Here is a 17,836-nt window from a genome sequence, read left to right as displayed (position 1 = left end):
CGGGGGCTAGCGGCGCATGACCTTGGAAGAGAGCCAGTTGCCGAAGAACTGGGCGGCCTGCACCAGCACGATGATGATGAGCGTAGCCACGACGGTGACTTCCCACTCGAAGGCGCGGTAGCCGTAGACGATGGCGAAGTCGCCCAAGCCGCCGCCGCCGACGTAGCCGGCCATGGCGGACATATCCACGATGGCGATGAACAAGAAGGTGTAGCCCAGAATCAGCGGGCCGAGGGCCTCCGGAACGATGACGGAGGTAATGATCTTCCACGGCGAGGCGCCCATGGAGCGGGCGGCCTCGATAACACCGGGATCGATAGCCACGAGGTTTTGCTCCACCACGCGGGCCACGGAGAAGGTCGCGGCGATGACCATGACGAAGGTCGCTGGGCCGCGGCCGATGGAACCTCCCATTACGGCGACGGTCAGTGGCTGGGCAAAGGCCAGCAAAATGATGAAGGGGATGGGGCGGACGAAGTTCACCAGCAGGTTAACAATGACGTAGACAAACCGGTTTTGCAGGATGCCGCCCGTGCGGGTGGTGTAGAGCAGCATGCCTAGGCCAAGGCCGAGGATGCCGGAGACGATGAGGGTGGTCGAGACCATGATGAGGGTGTCGACGATGGCGTCGGCGAGCGAGGGGCCAAGGCGATCCCAGTTGGCTTGGGCGAGGTTGGTGACGGTCATCGTGCAATCTCCTCAATCTGGGTGGTGGTAGAAAGCGTGCGGTAGAACTCTTCGATGGCGTTATTATCGCCGCTGAGTCGCACGGTCAGTTTGCCAAAGGAATGCTGCTGCAACGTGGTGATACCGCCGTGCACGACGGCGATGGACACGCCGGCTTCCTTGAGCCGAGCGGCGGCGGTGAAGAAGCCAGATTCCTCGGTGAGGTTGATGGTAAACAGGCGGCCTTCGTGCGCGAGCAGGTCGTCGGTTTCGACGACGTCGGGTTCGTTGCGCAGCGAGGTGGCCACGAACTTGGCGGCCACGGAGGTCTGCGGGTTGGAGAAGACTTCGTAGACGCTGCCTTGTTCTACTACGCGGCCGTTTTCCATCACGGCGACCTTATCGGCGATGGAGCGAACGACTTCCATCTCGTGGGTAATAACGACGATGGTGATGCCGAATTCCTTGTTCACCCGGCGCAGCAGGTCGAGGACTTCCTGCGTGGTGGTGGGGTCGAGGGCGGAAGTGGCTTCGTCGGCAAGCAGCAGCGAAGGGTTGGTGGCCAGCGCACGGGCAATGCCAACGCGCTGCTTCTGGCCGCCGGAGAGCTGCTCCGGGTAGCTCTTGCCCTTGTCTCCCAGGCCGACGAAGTCCAGCAGCTCTTGCACGCGCTGGGCGCGCTCCTGCTTGCTGACGCCCTGCAGCTGCAGCGGGTATTCAATATTGCCGGCCGCGGTGCGCGAGTTCATCAGGTTGAACTGCTGGAAGATCATGCCGATATTGCGACGAATGCCGCGCAGCTTCTTCTCGGACATGCCAACGATATTGGTCTCGTCGAGCAACAGCTCGCCGGCGGACGGGGTGTCCAGGCCGTTGATCATGCGCACGAGGGTGGACTTGCCGGCGCCGGAATAGCCAATGATGCCGACGATTTCGCCGGGCTCGATGGTCATGGAGACATTGTCGAGGGCCTTGACTCGTGCCTTTTTCTGTTTAAAGACTTTGGTGATCTCGCGGAACTCGATGCGGGTGCCGCGTTGAGTGGAATCTGCCACGTGTTTGCGTCCTTAGCTAGGAAAGTGCCAAACCCCGCCGGGGGCTCCGGCGGGGTAAAAGCAAGGGTGATTAGTCCAGATCTGCTTCGAGCTTATCCAGGATCTTCTGCAGATCCTCCTGGCTGCGCTCCACCTCGACGGAGGTGCCGGCAGAGTCTTCGTCGACGCCCTCCTGGACGGCGTCGCTGTGCCATAGCTCGGCGAGCTTCTTGATGTCCTCGTTATCGGCATCTTCCTCGCGAACGGCGAAGACGTTGATGTACGGCTCTGCCTCTTCAGAGCTCGGATCGTCCTGGAAGATGGCGGTGGCTGGGTCGATGCCGGCGCGCTCCAGGAAGGAGTTATTGATAATCGCCGGGGTGCCCTCGCCGTGTGCGGACGTGGTCTGTGCCGCGTCTACCGGGGTGACCTTGACCTTGGACTTCGCCTCGTCAATATCCAGCGGCGTGGGCTCCAGGTTGTTCTTGTCCTTCAGAGTGAGAAGGCCGGCCTGAACCAGCACGTTGATGGCGCGAGCCTGGTTGGTGGAGTCATTCGGGATGGCGACTTCTTCGCCCTCGATGCCGTCGAGGGAGTCGTGGTCCTTCCAGAACAGTGCCAGCGGCACGATCTCGGTAGCCACGATAGGCACCAGGTTGGTGCCGTTGCCGTGGTTATACTCCGCCAAGAACTTCAGGTGCTGGAAGTTATTGGTGTCCAGCTCGCCCTGGTCCAGAGCCTGGTTCGGGGTGTTGTAATCCGCGAAAGGCTGGATATCGATGTCATAGCCTGCGTTCTTTGCTTCCTGCTCGAACGCTACCCAAGCCTTCTTTGCGTCATCGGTGGTGCCGACTTTGATGGACTTGGAGTCATCGGAGTCGGAAGAGCATGCCACCAGGCTGGTGGCAGCGATGGTTACGGCGGCGGTAGAAGCCACTACGCGACGGATCTGCATGGGGAATCCCCTTCTTGTAGGAGTTGAAATAATTTGCTTGTTTAGCAACTTAGCAATCAGCGAACCGCTTTGTCTATTGCGGCCATCACGTCCCACCGGCTTGGCTAGAACAATGATTCGATACTACGCTGTCTGGAGTGGAATTTAATGGCGGAAGGGCACTGTCGTGGTCGCGGGTGGAGCGCATCCTCTCCGGCCGCGAATCTGCTGCGCCCGTGCCGGTGGATCACCTTCACGGACCTACGGTTCCTGCCCAGCGCGGCCAGTCCACCGTGCCCTTTGCGGAGCTGCACGCGGTAAGTTCCTATAGTTTTCTTGACGGCGCTGCCGAGCCGGAGGAACTGGTGGCCCGGGCTGTGGAGCTAGGCCTTGAGGGGTTGGCCATCGTGGACCGCGATGGTTTTTATGGCCTGATGAAATTTGCTGAAGCCGCAGCTAAAGTGGACCTTCCGGCTGTATATGGTGCGGAGCTATCGCTCGCGGAGGGTTCGGTGACCGTGCTGGCGCGTACCCCGGAGGGCTATCGCCGCCTGTCGCGCCTCATCGCGCTCGCCCGGATGGAAGCCGGGGAGAAGGATTGCGTGGCTTATCCGCCCTTGGATGAGGTGGCGCGCGAACTGGAAGGGGAGTGCTTCTTTCTGGTGGGGCCGGAGGTGCTAGCAGAAATCGATAACTTGCTCGAAAGAATAAAAATAGACAGCATAGTTCTCGAATATTCGTGCAGCATGTCCCCCGAGGATGCGGATCGGCACCGTTTCCTCGATAAATACAATAACCTGCGGGCCATCGCAACCGCACGGCCCGCGGCCGCGACCCGCGACCAAGCTCGGCTCGCCGCCGCCAAGCGTGCCCTGGCCCGGCGCGAATCCCTCGCGGCCGCCGCGCCGCACGCCCACCCCATGGGAGCTGGCTGGCTGCGATCCGGCGAGCAGATGGCGCAACTCTTGCCGGATCGGCCGGAGCTCATCGCCGAAACCGTGGCGCTCGCCCGCGAGTGCTCCTTTACCTGGGACGCCCTTGCGCCCAACCTGCCGCATTTCCCCGTGCCGGAGGGGTATACCGAAATGAGCTGGCTGGAGCATGAGGTCTGGCGCCGCGCCAAGGACCGCTATGCTTCGCGCCCGGCCGAGATTAGGCAGGCGGCAAGGAAACAGATTCGGCATGAGCTGGACGTCATCAAGCAGCTGGGCTTCCCCGGCTACTTCCTGATCGTGTGCGACCTGGTGGATTTTTGCCGCCGCGAGAATATTCTGTGCCAAGGCCGCGGCTCGGCCGCCAACTCCGCGGTGTGCTTTGCGCTGGGCATTACCAATGCGGAGCCCATCTCTGCGCAGCTGCTTTTCGAGCGTTTTCTCTCCCCAGACCGTGATGGCCCGCCCGATATTGATATCGACATCGAGTCCGGCCGCCGCGAGGAAGTCATCCAGTATGTCTACCGCACCCACGGCCGCGATCGCGCCGCGCAGGTGGCCAATGTCATTACCTATCGCCGCAAGGGAGCGACCCGCGATGCCGCCCGCGCGTTGGGCTACCCGCAGGGCTCGGCCGATGCGTGGTCGAAAGGTACCTCCGAGCCGCCTGCCGACGTCTCCTCTTTAGCCGAGCAATTCCTCGGCCAGCCCCGCCACCTGGGCATCCACTCCGGCGGCATGGTGCTGTGCGATCGGCCCATTGCGGACGTCGTTCCTATGGAATGGGCGCGCATGGACAACCGCTCCGTACTCCAGTGGGATAAGGATGATTGCGCGGCCGCCGGCCTGGTGAAATTCGATCTTTTGGGCCTGGGCATGCTGGAGGCGCTGCACCACATGATTGATGCCGTGCGCGCCACCACCGGCCGCGAGGTGCACCTGTGGGAGCTCGACCTCGCCGAGCCGGAAGTTTATGACATGCTCTGCCGCGCCGATGCGGTGGGCGTCTTCCAGGTGGAATCCCGTGCGCAGCTAGCCACGCTGCCGCGCCTGAAGCCGCGCCGCTTCTTTGACTTGGTGGTCGAGGTTGCGCTCATTCGCCCCGGACCTATCCAAGGCGGGTCCGTGCACCCCTACTTGCGCCGCCGCGATGGCCTTGAGGAGGTGACCTATGACCATCCGGTGCTGGAAAAATCCCTGGGCAAGACGTTAGGCATTCCGCTCTTCCAGGAACAGCTGATGCAGATCGCGGTCGACGCCGCCGGCTTCTCCGGTGCCGAGGCCGATGACCTGCGCCGCGCCATGGGCTCGAAGCGCTCCCCGGAAAAGATGACCGCGCTGCGCAGCCGCTTCTTTGCCGGCCTGCGCGAGACCAACGGTATTGAGGGTGAGGTAGCGGATAAGCTGTGGACCAAAATCGTGGCCTTCGCCGCCTATGGTTTTCCGGAATCGCACTCGCAGTCCTTTGCCTCGCTGGTGTATTTTTCCGCGTGGTTTAAATACCACTACCCGGCGGAATTCTGCGTGGGATTGTTGCGTGCGCAGCCGATGGGTTTCTATTCCCCGCAGTCGCTCATCCAGGATGCTCGGCGCCACGGCGTGCAGGTGCTGCCGGTGAGCATTAATGACTCCGGCGCCCAGGCCCGCGCGACGGGCTCGGCCGAGATTCGCTTGGGCCTTAACCTCATCAAGGGGCTGGGGGAGTCCGCCGCCGAGCGCGTGGAGGCGGCCGCGCCTTTTACTAGCGTGTCTGATCTTTCGCGCCGGGCGGATCTCAGCGTGGGGCAGGTGGAGGCGCTGGCTACGGCCGGGGCGCTGGAGTGCCTGGGGCTGGATCGTCGCCAAGCACTGTGGCAGGCCGGCGTCGCCGCCACCGAGCGTGAGGGCATGCTGCCCGGTACATCCGCCCTGGCCTCGCCGCACCTGCCCGGCATGTCCGCGTTTGAGCTCATGGCTACCGACGTCGCCGCTACCGGCGTGACCCATAACCAGCAGCCGATGGAGCTGGTGCGTGCCTCGCTTGCCGACGTCCTCCCTGCCTCCCAGCTCCCCCATGTCCCCGATGGCACCCGCGTGCGCATCGCTGGCATCATTACTCACCGCCAGCGCCCGCGCACTGCTTCTGGCCTGACCTTTTTGGGTGTGGAGGATGAAACCGGCCTGATGAACGTGATGGTCTCACCCGGATTGTGGTCGCGGCATAAAGTTCTGGCCCGCACCGCCCGGGCAATGATCATCCGCGGCATCGTACAAAATGCCACCGGCGCGGTCAGCGTGGTCGCAGATAAGCTTGAGCCGTTGGACTTTGGCGAATTCCTCTCCCGCGGCTCCCGTGACTTCCGCTAGTTGCCGCCGCTGCGTAGCTCGTCCGCGTTGAGCTTATTGGCCAATTCCTTGGCTACCGCAAACGGAATCCACAGCAGCTGGATATAGATGAGCTTGGCAAAGAAGATGGCGATATTAGCCCCCGAGGTCGCTTCCTCCACCGCAACCTGCTCCGCGCCGGAGAAGCGCAGCCCAAATGCGGTGGCGCCGGCGACGAGGAAGAGTACTATAGCCGTGGCCAATGCGGTTTTCAGGCCTTTGTCGCGGGCGTCGGTATGCAGGCGCAGCTCGTACTCATCCATTTCCGTAGTGGGAACGTCGAGGTGCCGAATGGACTGGCGCAGCCACGTGGTGCACGTGGTCGCCGCAATGCCGGCTATCGGCCACAGCAGATTAGACAAGCCAAGCGCGAAAAAGTGCAGGGCCGCCGCCACGATGGCCAAGCCGAGAAAAATATCGCCGGCCAGGATCAAGCGCTTGCGGCGGGAAACAGAGGCGGGAATTGTGGTAGCCATTAGGAATTCTTCCTATAGATTTCAGTGGACATAGGGGCAAATTCCTGGCGGGAAAAGATAGCCTCCACCGGAAGGTCAAAGACTTCGCAGACGCGAAAGGCTAAGTCCAGGCTGGGGGAGTGGTCGCCGCGCTCAAGTGCACCGACGGTCTGGGGGTTGACGTCGATGGCCTCAGCCAACTGCGCGCGCGACATGTCCCGTTCGGCGCGCAGCACACGAACCCGGTTATAAATGGGTGCGGAGGGCTTCTTCTTTGGGGACATAAGTCAAAGTATTGCATAAACCCAACATACTGGCAAGGGTTGTTACTCGACGCCGAAGATATCTCCCGGCTGGCAGTCCAGTGCCGCGCACAGTGCTGCCAGGGTGCTAAAGCGTACGGCCTTGGCGCGATTATTCTTCAGTACGGAGAGGTTAACTGGGGTGATTCCTACTTCTCTAGCGAGCGCCGCGCCGGTAATGTCGCGCTCTTGCATAATCCGGTCGAGGTGGCAGATTACTTGGGGTTCATGTATCTCAGACAAGGCCTTCGACCTCCTCTTCTAGCGTGCAGCCGCGCTTGATGGCGGCTGAGAAGAGCTGCAAGGTACAGACGAAGAGGTAGGGCAGGGCGAGCTCGCCAAGGGACGTTCCGTCCTGACTAGCCCACCAGTCGATTCCAAGCTGTGAGGAGGCCCAGTTATTGCCCAGGCCTTCGAGTACGAACCGTCCGATAAACCAGACGAGGATGCCGGCGGTCATTCCGTTCAGGAGGCGGATATTTTTCGTATTAAAAACCTGCCCGCGAAGCATCGGTTTAACTAGGCGATAGGCAAAGAACGCGATGATTAAGATTGCCGCAATCTTGACGGCGAGCGCTGCGGTGAGCATCCAGAATGGTCCGCCGTCGAGGTTGTGTTTGCTTAGGCCTTCTGGGATGGCTGCGCTCAGTGCGGTGGAAAAGCGGCCGGTGGCAAGGTCGCGCAGGTAGGTGGGGCCGAGGATGATGATGGTGAGGAGGGCGAGACCGGCTGCCGCATTAATTTCGCGACGCTCGGCCTTAGGGGTGGGTTGTGGGGTGGTCATGACAATCCTTTCCGCCGATAACTTATCGACTATCGATGTTGTCGTAATTCGATAATATCGAATAGCGATAAGTGGCGCAAGGGGTGAACCCGATTGATACTGTCAATAGCTATGAGCGAAGAAATGAATCCCGTCTCACAGCGACTGGTGACCTCGCGCTATATCCACCACCTGAGCTGGATGTTTCTGCTCGCCGCGGTCGCCGCTGCTGCAGGTTTTTGGTGGACCCCGTGGTTCTACTGGGCGGCCGGAATTTTCGTCGCCCTTTTCTTCTGGCTGCTCTGGCTCATCCCCGCCCAAGTGCGCAACATGGGCTGGCTCGAAACCGACGATGAGCTACTTATCACCCGCGGCAAGCTCTGGTACACCTTCACCGTCGTGCCCTATGGCCGCATCCAATTCGTCGATGTCACCTCCGGGCCCATCGACCGCGCGCTCGGGCTGAAAAAGTTGCAGCTCCACACGGCCTCAGCCAGCACAGACGCCACCATTAAGGGCCTAGAAGCCCCGCTTGCCGACGCCCTCCGTACCCGCCTTGCCCACCAAGCCCGCGAACGGATGAGCGGCCTATGAGAGACCAGTCCAGCACGCAACCGCAGTATCAACGCGTCCACCGCCTCACCCCGCTGCTGCGTCTGTGGTCGATCATCTTGGCCCTCATCGCGGCCTTCGCCCTCAACGTCAACATGGCAGCCCTGCGCGATATCTTCGCTTTTATTACCGGCGAACACCGCGGCGAGGCCTTGCGCGATACCGCCCTCGCCCTAGCCGGTTTCATCGCGGTCTGCGCGGTGGTGTGGCTCGTCTCCGGCCTATGGTGGCGCCGCATGGGCTATCGGCTCGGCGCAGAAGAGCTTTCTCTGCGCCGCGGCCTATTATCTGTCCAGCTGCGCACCGCACGCTATGACCGCACGCAGGCCGTTGACGTCGTCGAGCCCGTCATTGCCCGACTCTTTCGCCTCGCGGCCGTGCGCGTGGAAACCGCAGGCGGTCAATCGTCCGCCATCGAAATCGCCTACCTAAAAAAGTCCGACGCCGAGGCCCTACGCGATGACATCCTCGCCCGCGTTCACGGTGCTCCCATCTCCCACACCGAGACACCGGCCGAGGAACCAGCTCTCGTGCCTGAAATCCCCATCGCCCGCTCCCTGATTGCAGCCGCGTTACGTACGTCCACGCTCTTCCTCGTCGGCTTCCTCATCCTCGTCGTGGTCACCCGGTTGCCGCTCTCGACCGCGCTGCCCATCCTCGTCGGCGCGATACCCAACGCCTGGAACGTGCTCGATTCTTCCTGGCGCTACACCGCCCGCACCGACGGCGAGGTACTCAACATCACCTACGGTCTGGCCGACCGCCGCCGCCAAAGCATCCGCCTCGACCGCATCCACGCCGTACAAATTACTCAGCCCTTCCTCTGGCGGCCGCTGGGCTGGTACGAGGTGAGGGTTTCGGTGGCGGGATATGGGGCGTCGGCAAGCGGCAAGGCTTCTGGCTCCACCCGCATCCTGCCGGTGGGCACCCTCGCCCAAGCTCGGCAATTCCTCCCGGCCGACGCCGCCCCCACCTACGCCTCGCCGGCCCGCGCCAAGTGGGTCTCCCCGCTGGACTACCGCCAGCAAACCGTCGCGCTCATCGGCGACTACGTCATCGTGCGCAACGGCCGGCTCAACCGCCGGGTCAAGGCCATCCACGCCTCCCATATCCAGGAGCTCACCTACCGCCGCGGGCCGATTTCCCAGGCGCTCGGCCTAGCCACCGTCGACCTCGACCTAGTCCAGGGGCCCGTGCGCATGGCCGCGCGCAACCTCACGCTTGCCGACGCCACCGCACTCCTTGCCCGCCTGCGCTCCCGCCAGCTGCCAGGGCTTAAACCGCCCCGTTAAATCCCAGCTGGCGCCACGCCTCGAATACGGCCGTCGACGCCGAATTCGACAGGTTCATCGAGCGCCTAGCCGGCACCATCGGAATGCGCACGCGGTCCGTCACGCGCGGATGGTTAATATGCTCCTCCGGCAGGCCGGTCGGCTCCGTGCCGAAAAGCAAGACATCGCCCTCCTGGTATTCGATATCCGTAAACCACTTATCCGTATGCGTGGTAAACGCGAATACGCGCGCCCCCGGCAGCGCGTCCATGCAGGCCTGAAAATCCTTGTGAATCTGCACATCGGCCAGATCGTGATAATCCAGTCCAGCGCGCTTTAAGTGCTTATCGTCGAAATTAAAGCCCAGCGGCTCAATCAGGTGCAAGCTCGCGCCCGTCACCGCGGCCGTACGGATGGCGTTGCCCGTATTAGTAGGGATGACTGGGTTATCAAAGACAATGTGCAGCTGGCTCATGCCTTCAGTCTAGGATGGTGGCTATGAGCGCTACCAAACTAGATGGCACACTGTACCGCGACGAGATTTTTTCCGACCTTGCCCAGCGCGTGTCCGCGCTGAAGGAGAAGGGGATTACCCCCGGCCTCGCCACTGTCCTCGTAGGCGAGGATCCAGGCTCCCAATCCTATGTGAAGATGAAGCACCGCGACTGCGAAAAGCTTGGCATCAACTCCATCCGCAAGGACCTGCCGGCCGATATCACCCAGAAAGAACTAGAAGCCGTCATCGATGAGCTCAATGCCGATGACGCCTGCACCGGCTACATCGTCCAGCTGCCACTGCCTAAGCACTTGGATGAAAACGCCATCCTCGAGCGCATCGATCCTGAAAAGGACGCTGACGGCCTGCACCCGGTTAACCTGGGCAAGCTCGTGCTCAACGAGGAGGCGCCCCTGCCGTGCACCCCGAACGGCTGTCTGCACTTGCTGCGCCGCTTCGGCGTCGAGCTTAACGGCGCCAAGACCGTGGTCATTGGTCGCGGCGTGACCGTTGGTCGCCCCATCGGCCTGATGCTTACCCGCCGCAGCGAGAACTCCACCGTCACGCTGTGCCACACCGGCACCAAGGAATTGGCGGCAGAGACCCGCGAGGCCGATATCGTCATTGCCGCAGCCGGCCAGCCCCACATGCTCACCGCGGACATGATTAAGGAAGGCGCCGCGCTTCTCGACGTCGGAGTCTCCCGCGTCGACGGCAAGCTCACCGGCGACATTCACCCAGATTGCTGGGATAAGGCTGGGTTCGTCTCGCCGAACCCCGGCGGCGTCGGCCCGCTGACCCGAGCTTTCTTGGTGCGCAATATCGTCGAGCGCGCGGAAAAGTTGGCGTGAATCTAGACAATCCGCATGACGCTAACCTCCAGCCCTCCCCGCTGCCGCCTGCCGCGCAGTGGGCAGCAATTGGCATCTTCGTGGCTGGCGTGGTTATCTCCGGCGGCTATGCCGTCTTCGAATACTGGCGCCGGGCCACGTTCCTCCTCGGCCTAGCCTTGCTGTGGCTCACCGTGGTCCGACTGACGTGTGATTCCAGCCGCGTTGGCGTGCTGGCCGTACGCTCGCGCCGCTTTGATGCCTGCTTTACCGGCCTGGTCGGCGCCGTGATGGCCTTTCTGGCCTTTTCTGTGGACTCGCTCGGGAGCTAGTTATCCACAGGTTTTTCGTAGAGTCTTCACCTATTTCGGCCTGAAAGGGTGTGGTTCGGCCGGTTATCCACAAGCTCCGGGCCGCCACCGCGCGCTGGTATGCGCAGCCGGCTTAGGCTCGGGGCCATGATTTCGAACTACCTGGCAGCCGTGAACTCCCCGATGGTGCTCATCGGGGAGTGCGTTGGGCTGTCGGTAGAAGAGCTCGTCGATAAGGGCTTTAGTGATCGCGAGGCCGCCGAGTTTGCCCGCCTAGCCGATACTTACTTTGGCCGCACCTCCTTTGGTGCCAAACAGCGCGCCGCCCGCCGCACTTTGTTGCCGCTCGACGCGTTGAAGATTATCGAGCACTTCGCGCAGAAGATGAAAACCCAGCGGGCGGCCTGGGCATTGCGCGAGGAACTATGCGCACTGCGCCTTTCTACTAGCGAGATTGAAAAGCGCGCCCGCCGCATGGTGCGCGAGGAGCGCGCCACCAAGCGCTCCGAAGGCGTGCGCCTGACCCGCCGCCGCGATGACCTGTGGACACTGACAATTACCGCCGAGTCCGAGTTGGTTGTAGAGATTAATAACCACGTCTCCACCGTCGCCGATGCCCGTCGCGTCTTCGCCGAGGGCGCCTCTACCTCCACAATCACCACCAATATGGTGCTTAGCCTGAATGAGATGGTGAAGGTCATCCATGGCGAGGACGTCACCTTGCAGCTGACCAATGGCGCCCAGATAACTGGTGCGGACCTAGTCCGCCGCGCGCTTTCCGACGTCGGCCTTATCACCCTCATCCACCCCGTCACCGGCCCCGTAAACCTTTATCAATCGCGGCGCTTGGCTACATGGAAGCAACGCCAAATGGCGATGGCAGAAAACCCTGTGTGCCCGTGGCCCGACTGCCACACGCCGGCGGATGAATGCCAGGTCCACCATCTCACCCCGTGGCTGCTCGGTGGGGACACCAATCCCGAAAACCTCACCATGGCCTGCAAGTATCACAATGGGGTCAATGATGATGACCCCAATGCGCCGCCGCGCCGCGGCCGACTCGAGCGCCGCCCCGGCGAAGGCATCGTCTGGCGCCCGCCCTGGGCTACACCGCCCGAAGATCGCTGAGCCGCGTTCCGCCTCTGCTCGCCCCGTCAATCCATAGGCCCAGCGCAGCGTGCCGCACCGCTTACCGCTAGTGCGCGCTGCGCGGCTTTGGCGATCCTTGCTGCCGCGAGCTTTTTAAATCGAGTACTCGGTGGGATCGCCTGCCGCTGAATCAATGCGCGGGTCCGGCTGGGAAAGTCTAAGGAAGTTGCGCAGTATGCGATCCATTTGGCGTGATTCGGTAAGAAAAGCGTCGTGGCCTACCGGGGAGACGACCTTCGCCATCGCCAATAGGTTGCCAAGATTGCGCGAGATGTGTTCTTGCTGGTGATACGGGTACAAGATATCCGTGTCCACGCCGACGACCATCGTTGGCACCTCGGACGAGCCCAGCGCGCGGTTGAGACCGCCGCGGCCGCGGCCAATATCGTGGCGGTTGAGCGCCTCGGTGAGGGTGACGTAGGAGCCGGCGTCAAAGCGGTCGGCCAGCTTGATGCCCTGATAGTCCAGGTAGGAGTTGACGGCAAAGCGCTCATTGCGGCGGCGGTAGGGCCCGAGCGGGTTCTCGCCGGTCTGGGCTTGGACGCCGAAGCGCTCGTCGATTTCCTGCTCGCCGCGATACGTCAGGTGTGCAATGCGACGCGCGGCCGCCAGCCCCTCGCGCGGGCGCTGGGCGGAGGCGTAGTAATCGCCGCCGTGCCAGAAGGAATCCTGCTCGATGGCCGCGATTTGCGCCGACTGGATGCCAATCTGCCAGGCGGAAGCGCGGGCCGATACGGCAATGACGCAAGCCGCATCAACGGCCTCGGGGTGCATCAGCGTCCACTCCAGCGTGCGCGCGCCGCCCATCGAGCCGCCAATGATGGCGTGGACGTGGGTGATGCCGAGCTCGCGGAGCGCGGCGCGCTCGGCCGCGACGAGGTCGCGCACCGAAAGCGCAGGGAAGCGCGAGCCCCAGGCGCAGCCGTCGTCTGGGTGCGGGGAGGCGGGGCCGGTGGAGCCGCCGCAGCCGCCCAGTGCGTTGGTGGCGATAACGCACCACTTCGTCGTATCTAGCGCCTTGCCAGGGCCGACCAGATCAGCCCACCATTCGGCCACATTCGAGTCACCGGTCAGGGCGTGTTCAACCACAATGACGTTATTGCGGCCGTGGGGATCGCCGAGGAGGTGGCCGAAGCGGTGGTAGGCAATGTGGGCGTCGGCAAGCGTGGCGCCGGCTTCGGTGTGGAAGTCGCCGATATTAACTAGCTTCATGCCAGTGCGTTAAAGCCTAGCTCGAGGTCCGCGATGATGTCATCGATGTGCTCGATGCCCACGGATAGGCGGATGGTGGACTGGGTGATGCCGGCCGCGGCAAGCGCAGGCTCGTCGGACTGGGAGTGCGTGGTGGTTGCCGGGTGCACGGCCAGGGAACGGGTGTCGCCGATATTGGCGAGGTTGGAGTGGAGCTTGAGGGCGTCGATAAACGCCCAGGCTTCCTCGCGCCCGCCGTCGATGTCGAAGGAGAGCACGGAGCCGGTATAGGCGTAGCCGAGCTTTTCCTTGGTGGCCTTATACGGTGAAGAATCCAGGCCGGCGTAGTTGACCTTGGTGACCTTGGCGTGGCCTTCCAGGTACTCGGCAACGGCTTGGGCGTTGGCATTGTGCTTTTCGACGCGCAGCCCCACCGTCTCGATTCCATTCAGCGTCAGCCAGGCGTTGAAGGGGGAGATGGCGGCGCCGGTATCGCGCAGCAGGCCGGCGCGGGCCTTGAGCGCGAAGGCTGGGGCGCCAAGATCGGCGTACTTTAGGCCGTGGTAGGCCTCGTCTGGGGAGACGAAGTAGGGGAAGACGGGCTCACCGTTGCGGGTGACGGTCCAGTCGAAGGAGCCGCCGTCGATAATCGCGCCGCCGATGGCCGAGCCATTGCCGGTGTAGAACTTGGTGGTGGAGACCACGACGATGTCCGCGCCGAGGTCCAGCGGCCGCGCGAGGGCGGCGGTGGCGATGGTGTTATCCACGATGAGCGGGACCTGGTTGTGGTGGGCGATCTCGGCGATGGCCGGGATATCGAGAACATCGGCCACGGGGTTGCCGAAGGTCTCGCCGTAGAAGGCCTTGGTATTCGGCTGGACGGCGTCCTGCCAGGACTGCGGGTCATCCGGGTCCTCGACGAGGGTGACGTCGATGCCTAGGCGCTTGAGCGTGACGGTAAAGAGGGTGGAGGTGCCGCCGTAGAGGCGCGGGGAGGTCACGATGTGGTCGCCGGCCGAGGCGAGGTTCAAAATGGCCGCGGTCTCGGCGGCTTGGCCCGAAGCGAAGGCGACGGCCGCGACGCCGCCCTCGAGGGAGGCGAGGCGTTCTTCCAGCGCGTCCTGGGTGGGGTTGGTCAGGCGGGTGTAGATGGGGCCGGCGTCGGAAAGGTTGAAGCGGTTGGCTGCGTGCTCGGCGTCGTTAAAGACGTAGGAGGTGGTCTGGTAAATCGGCACGTTGCGGGCGTTGTGGTGCCCGTCGAGGTTTTGGCCCGCGTGTACGGAGCGGGTAGCGAAGGACCAGTCGGAATTGGAGTTATCGTATTTCGTCGTCATGCTTGGCAAGACTAGACCAAGCGGTATGTACTGCGGAAGGGTTTAGGAAAAACCGCTGGCAGGAACGAGAATAAAAATAGACCAAGCGGTCGGTTAAATTAGGGGCAGCGGTTGTGATTTTGGGGATTATCGGCGGCGTGGTGGCTCTTGTCGTTGCCGCGGGAGATTCGTGTAATGAGAGCAACGACCCCGGCGGCCACGACGATAAAAAGAAGAATGAGTGCAAGTTCCCAGATGCCGATAGACATGCATTACCTTTCTTTTATGGTCTTTGGGGTTACGGTATCACTCGCCTAAGGCGGCCGCGACCGCGGAGAGGCTCGTACGCAGCTCGGTGTCGCTAAGGTGGCCGAAGCCGAGGACGACGCCGTCTTCGGCGTCGGCGCCGCCCCAATAGTCGCGCAGCGGGGTGAGCTTAATGCCGCGGGCGGCGGCGCGGGGGACCACGGCCGGGTCGCACAGCAATACCGCGTGGAGGCCACCGTGGATGGGGAGGAGTTGGGCCCCGTCGATAGGACCAAGCGTTTCGGCTACCAGGTTGCGGCGGCGTTTGTAGGTGCGGCGCATGCGGCCGGTGTGGCGTCGTAAAGCGCCGCTGGAAAGGTAGTGGGCGAGTGCGGCCTGGGGGATGGCGCCGACGGGTTGGCCGAAGACCTCGCGCACGCGGTCGACGGCCGGGCGCAGGCGCGGTGGGACGACGAGGTAACCGCAGGCAATGGAGGGGGAGATGACCGAGGAGAAGGTGCCTAGCAGCACGGTGTGCTCCGGGGCGAGGGCGGCCAGGGCGGGCAGTGGCTGGCCGACGTAGCGCAGTTCGGAGTCGAAGTCGTCCTCGATGAGGAGGGCGTCGTGTGTGCGGGCCCATTCGACGAGTTCGGCGCGCCGGGCTGCGGGCAGCGAGCCGCCGTAGGGGTATTGGTGGCTGGGGGTGACGATGAGAGCGTCGAGATCGGCCGCGGGGACGGTGACGCCTTCGGGGCCGGTGGGGATTTCCACCAAGGTGTGGCCGAGGGCGTGGGGCACCCGGCGCAGGCTGGGGTAGCCGGGGGATTCCACGCCCACGCGCAACTGGCGGCCGAGGGCGCGCAGGAGCACGGAGAGGCCGTCGCGGGCGCCGGCGGTGATGAGAACGCAGGCTGGGTCCACGGTGAGCCCGCGCATGTGGCGCAGGTGGGCGGCGACCTCGCGGGGCAGATCGCCGGAGGGGTCGACGGCCGCCGCACGCCACGCGGCCCTCCATTCAGGGGTGAGGATGCCGGCGGTGTCGGGAAGGCCGGGTGTCAGCGACACCAGTTCGGGCTCAGCGGCCGGTTCGGGGGTTGGCTCCGGCCGTGGGGCACGCGCGTGGGGGAGCAGCGGGTTGATGACGGTGCCGGAGCCAACCTCGGCGGTGAGGTAGCCCTCGGCCGTGAGTTGGTCGTAGGCAGTGACCACGCTGCCTCGGGAAATGCCGAGCTGCGAAGCCAAGTGGCGGGTCGAGGGAACGCGCTCGCCGGGCAGGAGGACGCCGGCGGCAACCTGGGCGCGCAAGGCGGCGGCGATTTGCACGGGCAGCGGCCGCGTATCAGAGGGGTCGAGGCGAAGGGGCACGGACCCATCATAAGTGGTCCAATCCAACACGCTGAAAATGGCTCTTGTCTTGTACCAATTATGTGGGCCACTATGGTACCTATGACTGAACAGGTAAATGAACAAGGACGCGCTACCACGCGCGTGAAGCGAGGACTAGCCGATATGTTGAAGGGCGGCGTCATCATGGACGTCGTTACGCCGGAACAGGCGCGCATTGCGGAGGACGCGGGCGCCTCGGCCGTGATGGCGCTGGAGCGCGTGCCGGCCGATATCCGCGCGCAAGGCGGTGTGGCCCGCATGTCTGACCCGGAGCTTATCGAGGGCATCGTCGAGGCCGTGGATATCCCAGTCATGGCCAAGGCCCGTATCGGCCACTTTGTGGAGGCGCAGATCCTGGGCGAGCTGGGCGTGGACTTCATCGATGAGTCCGAGGTGCTCAGCCCGGCAGATTACGTCAACCACATCAATAAGTGGGACTTTGACGTGCCGTTCGTGTGCGGCGCCACCAACCTGGGCGAGGCGCTGCGCCGCATCACCGAGGGCGCGGCCATGATTCGCTCCAAGGGCGAGGCCGGCACCGGCGATGTCTCCGAGGCCGTGAAGCACCTGCGCACCATTAAGGCGGAAATCGCGCGCCTGCGCCACCTGGACCGAGACGAGCTTTATGTCGCGGCCAAGGAGCTCCAGGCACCGTACGACCTGGTCGCAGAGGTTGCGGAGACCGGCAAGCTTCCGGTCGTGCTCTTCGTGGCCGGTGGCGTGGCCACGCCTGCCGACGCCGCCCTTGTCCGCCAGATGGGCGCCGAAGGCGTCTTCGTGGGCTCCGGCATCTTCAGGTCCGGCAATCCGGCGGCGCGCGCGGAGGCCATCGTGAAGGCTGCCACGCTGTACGACGACCCCGCAGAGCTCGCCAAGCTTTCCCGCGGCCTGGGCGAGGCCATGGTGGGCATTAACGTCAACGACGTGCCTGCACCGCACCGCCTGGCTGAGCGCGGATGGTAGCCACTGTCGGGGTGCTGGCGCTGCAGGGCGGCGTCGAGGAGCACCTGCGCATTCTGGACGGGCTCGGTGTGGTGACTCGCAGGGTGCGGGTCCCGCGCGACCTGGACGGGCTCGATGGGCTGGTGATTCCGGGCGGCGAGTCGAGTGTCATCGATAAGCTGGCGCGTAGCTTCGGACTGACCGAGCCGCTGCGCGACGCCGCGGCCGCAGGATTGCCGGTGCTCGCGACCTGCGCGGGGCTCATTTATTGCGCCCGCGAGCTCGATAACCCCGCGCCGGGGCAGCAAACCCTGGGCCTATTGGACGTGACTGTACGCCGCAATGCCTTTGGCAACCAGCGCTTTTCCGAAGAGCGCACGGTGCCCGTGACGGCGGGCGAGGAAACTCTCGACATCGAGGCGAGCTTTATTCGCGCGCCGCTGGTCACCCGCGTGGGCGAGGGCGTCGAGGTCATCGCGACGGTGCCGGGTGAGAACGGCGACGCGGTGGTCGGCGTGCGCCAGGGCCGCGTGACGGCGCTGAGCTTCCACCCAGAAGAAAATGGCGACGCCCGCGTGCACGCCGCCTGGCTCGAAAGCTTCTAGGCACGCACACCAAAGCCGCCCCGCAGCGAATCGA

Annotated in this window: 20 protein-coding genes; 8 read left to right on the top strand and 12 right to left on the bottom strand. The window is 63.6% G+C overall.

The features are described from left to right. Positions 1 to 6: 6 nt before the first annotated feature. From L8V22_RS02735 to L8V22_RS02725, 3 genes are all read right to left on the bottom strand, one after another. Positions 7 to 687 carry a methionine ABC transporter permease gene (locus tag L8V22_RS02735; protein WP_238800148.1) on the bottom strand — a complete coding sequence of 227 codons (681 nt, stop codon included), beginning with the start codon at positions 685 to 687 and terminating at the stop codon, positions 7 to 9. Beyond that, positions 684 to 1,721, bottom strand: coding sequence for a methionine ABC transporter ATP-binding protein (locus L8V22_RS02730; RefSeq protein WP_238800145.1), 1,038 nt, complete (start codon positions 1,719 to 1,721; stop codon positions 684 to 686). The genes L8V22_RS02735 and L8V22_RS02730 overlap by 4 nt, the downstream gene beginning before the upstream one ends. 70 nt (positions 1,722 to 1,791) lie before the next feature. Then, positions 1,792 to 2,655: a MetQ/NlpA family ABC transporter substrate-binding protein gene (locus L8V22_RS02725; protein ID WP_238800143.1), complete on the bottom strand. Its 864-nt coding sequence runs from the start codon at positions 2,653 to 2,655 to the stop codon at positions 1,792 to 1,794. 137 nt (positions 2,656 to 2,792) lie between these two features. Between L8V22_RS02725 and L8V22_RS02720 the strand changes: the two genes are divergently transcribed. Then, on the top strand, positions 2,793 to 5,912 hold the full coding sequence (locus L8V22_RS02720) for an error-prone DNA polymerase (RefSeq protein WP_269966389.1): 3,120 nt from the start codon (positions 2,793 to 2,795) through the stop codon (positions 5,910 to 5,912). Here the strand turns inward: L8V22_RS02720 and L8V22_RS02715 are convergent. Genes L8V22_RS02715 through L8V22_RS02700 form a run of 4 tightly spaced genes read right to left on the bottom strand, consistent with a single transcriptional unit; the run spans position 5,909 to position 7,471 of the window. Next, on the bottom strand, positions 5,909 to 6,406 hold the full coding sequence (locus L8V22_RS02715; protein WP_225745927.1) for a hypothetical protein: 498 nt from the start codon (positions 6,404 to 6,406) through the stop codon (positions 5,909 to 5,911). The two genes, L8V22_RS02720 and L8V22_RS02715, sit on opposite strands and share 4 nt — an antisense overlap. Further along, positions 6,406 to 6,669 (bottom strand): helix-turn-helix transcriptional regulator, encoded by a 264-nt coding sequence (locus tag L8V22_RS02710; RefSeq protein WP_005322660.1) that lies wholly within the window; start codon positions 6,667 to 6,669, stop codon positions 6,406 to 6,408. The genes L8V22_RS02715 and L8V22_RS02710 overlap by 1 nt, the downstream gene beginning before the upstream one ends. Before the next feature lie 42 nt (positions 6,670 to 6,711). Then, positions 6,712 to 6,921: a helix-turn-helix domain-containing protein gene (locus tag L8V22_RS02705; protein WP_420839939.1), complete on the bottom strand. Its 210-nt coding sequence runs from the start codon at positions 6,919 to 6,921 to the stop codon at positions 6,712 to 6,714. A 1-nt stretch (position 6,922) separates the two neighbouring features. Further along, a complete protein-coding gene (locus L8V22_RS02700; protein WP_238800138.1) occupies positions 6,923 to 7,471 on the bottom strand; it encodes a hypothetical protein in 549 nt (182 codons plus the stop codon). A 111-nt stretch (positions 7,472 to 7,582) separates the two neighbouring features. Between L8V22_RS02700 and L8V22_RS02695 the strand changes: the two genes are divergently transcribed. Next, positions 7,583 to 8,044, top strand: a complete 462-nt coding sequence (locus L8V22_RS02695; RefSeq protein ID WP_238800136.1) for a PH domain-containing protein — start codon at positions 7,583 to 7,585, stop codon at positions 8,042 to 8,044. Further along, positions 8,041 to 9,354 carry a PH domain-containing protein gene (locus L8V22_RS02690; protein WP_238800134.1) on the top strand — a complete coding sequence of 438 codons (1,314 nt, stop codon included), beginning with the start codon at positions 8,041 to 8,043 and terminating at the stop codon, positions 9,352 to 9,354. The genes L8V22_RS02695 and L8V22_RS02690 overlap by 4 nt, the downstream gene beginning before the upstream one ends. Here the strand turns inward: L8V22_RS02690 and L8V22_RS02685 are convergent. Beyond that, positions 9,338 to 9,808 carry a tRNA (cytidine(34)-2'-O)-methyltransferase gene (locus L8V22_RS02685; RefSeq protein WP_005322648.1) on the bottom strand — a complete coding sequence of 157 codons (471 nt, stop codon included), beginning with the start codon at positions 9,806 to 9,808 and terminating at the stop codon, positions 9,338 to 9,340. The two genes, L8V22_RS02690 and L8V22_RS02685, sit on opposite strands and share 17 nt — an antisense overlap. A 23-nt stretch (positions 9,809 to 9,831) precedes the next feature. Between L8V22_RS02685 and L8V22_RS02680 the strand changes: the two genes are divergently transcribed. From L8V22_RS02680 to L8V22_RS02670, 3 genes are all read left to right on the top strand, one after another. Continuing rightward, positions 9,832 to 10,680, top strand: coding sequence for a bifunctional methylenetetrahydrofolate dehydrogenase/methenyltetrahydrofolate cyclohydrolase (locus L8V22_RS02680; RefSeq protein ID WP_238800112.1), 849 nt, complete (start codon positions 9,832 to 9,834; stop codon positions 10,678 to 10,680). Beyond that, positions 10,677 to 10,991, top strand: a complete 315-nt coding sequence (locus L8V22_RS02675) for a DUF3017 domain-containing protein (protein WP_238800111.1) — start codon at positions 10,677 to 10,679, stop codon at positions 10,989 to 10,991. The genes L8V22_RS02680 and L8V22_RS02675 overlap by 4 nt, the downstream gene beginning before the upstream one ends. Before the next feature lie 126 nt (positions 10,992 to 11,117). Then, entirely contained in the window at positions 11,118 to 12,098 is a 981-nt protein-coding gene (locus tag L8V22_RS02670) for an HNH endonuclease signature motif containing protein (protein ID WP_238800109.1), read from the top strand. Between the two features lie 114 nt (positions 12,099 to 12,212). Here the strand turns inward: L8V22_RS02670 and metX are convergent, their stop codons facing one another. From metX to pdxR, 4 genes are all read right to left on the bottom strand, one after another. After that, complete coding sequence (gene metX, locus L8V22_RS02665) at positions 12,213 to 13,331, bottom strand: homoserine O-acetyltransferase MetX (RefSeq protein WP_238800107.1); 1,119 nt, start codon at positions 13,329 to 13,331, stop codon at positions 12,213 to 12,215. Next, the gene (locus tag L8V22_RS02660) at positions 13,328 to 14,644 is read right to left on the bottom strand and encodes an O-acetylhomoserine/O-acetylserine sulfhydrylase (RefSeq protein ID WP_238800091.1); all 1,317 of its coding nucleotides are present in this window, start codon (positions 14,642 to 14,644) and stop codon (positions 13,328 to 13,330) included. The genes metX and L8V22_RS02660 overlap by 4 nt, the downstream gene beginning before the upstream one ends. Positions 14,645 to 14,742: 98 nt before the next feature. Then, a complete protein-coding gene (locus L8V22_RS02655; protein ID WP_238800089.1) occupies positions 14,743 to 14,892 on the bottom strand; it encodes a hypothetical protein in 150 nt (49 codons plus the stop codon). 37 nt (positions 14,893 to 14,929) lie between these two features. Next, a complete protein-coding gene (gene pdxR, locus L8V22_RS02650; protein WP_238800087.1) occupies positions 14,930 to 16,234 on the bottom strand; it encodes a MocR-like pyridoxine biosynthesis transcription factor PdxR in 1,305 nt (434 codons plus the stop codon). Positions 16,235 to 16,315: 81 nt separating this feature from the next. Here pdxR and pdxS point away from each other — a divergent pair, with 81 nt between their 5' ends. Next, positions 16,316 to 17,218 carry a pyridoxal 5'-phosphate synthase lyase subunit PdxS gene (gene pdxS / locus L8V22_RS02645; protein ID WP_238800085.1) on the top strand — a complete coding sequence of 301 codons (903 nt, stop codon included), beginning with the start codon at positions 16,316 to 16,318 and terminating at the stop codon, positions 17,216 to 17,218. After that, positions 17,212 to 17,802 (top strand): pyridoxal 5'-phosphate synthase glutaminase subunit PdxT, encoded by a 591-nt coding sequence (gene pdxT, locus L8V22_RS02640; RefSeq protein WP_238800082.1) that lies wholly within the window; start codon positions 17,212 to 17,214, stop codon positions 17,800 to 17,802. Before pdxS ends, pdxT begins: the two co-directional genes overlap by 7 nt. The last annotated feature ends 34 nt before the right edge of the window (positions 17,803 to 17,836 follow it).

The organism is Corynebacterium yonathiae (assembly GCF_027570195.1).
GTDB lineage: Bacteria > Actinomycetota > Actinomycetes > Mycobacteriales > Mycobacteriaceae > Corynebacterium > Corynebacterium yonathiae.
Note: the sequence above shows the minus strand (reverse complement) of the source record. Positions and strands in the feature narration are given on the sequence as shown.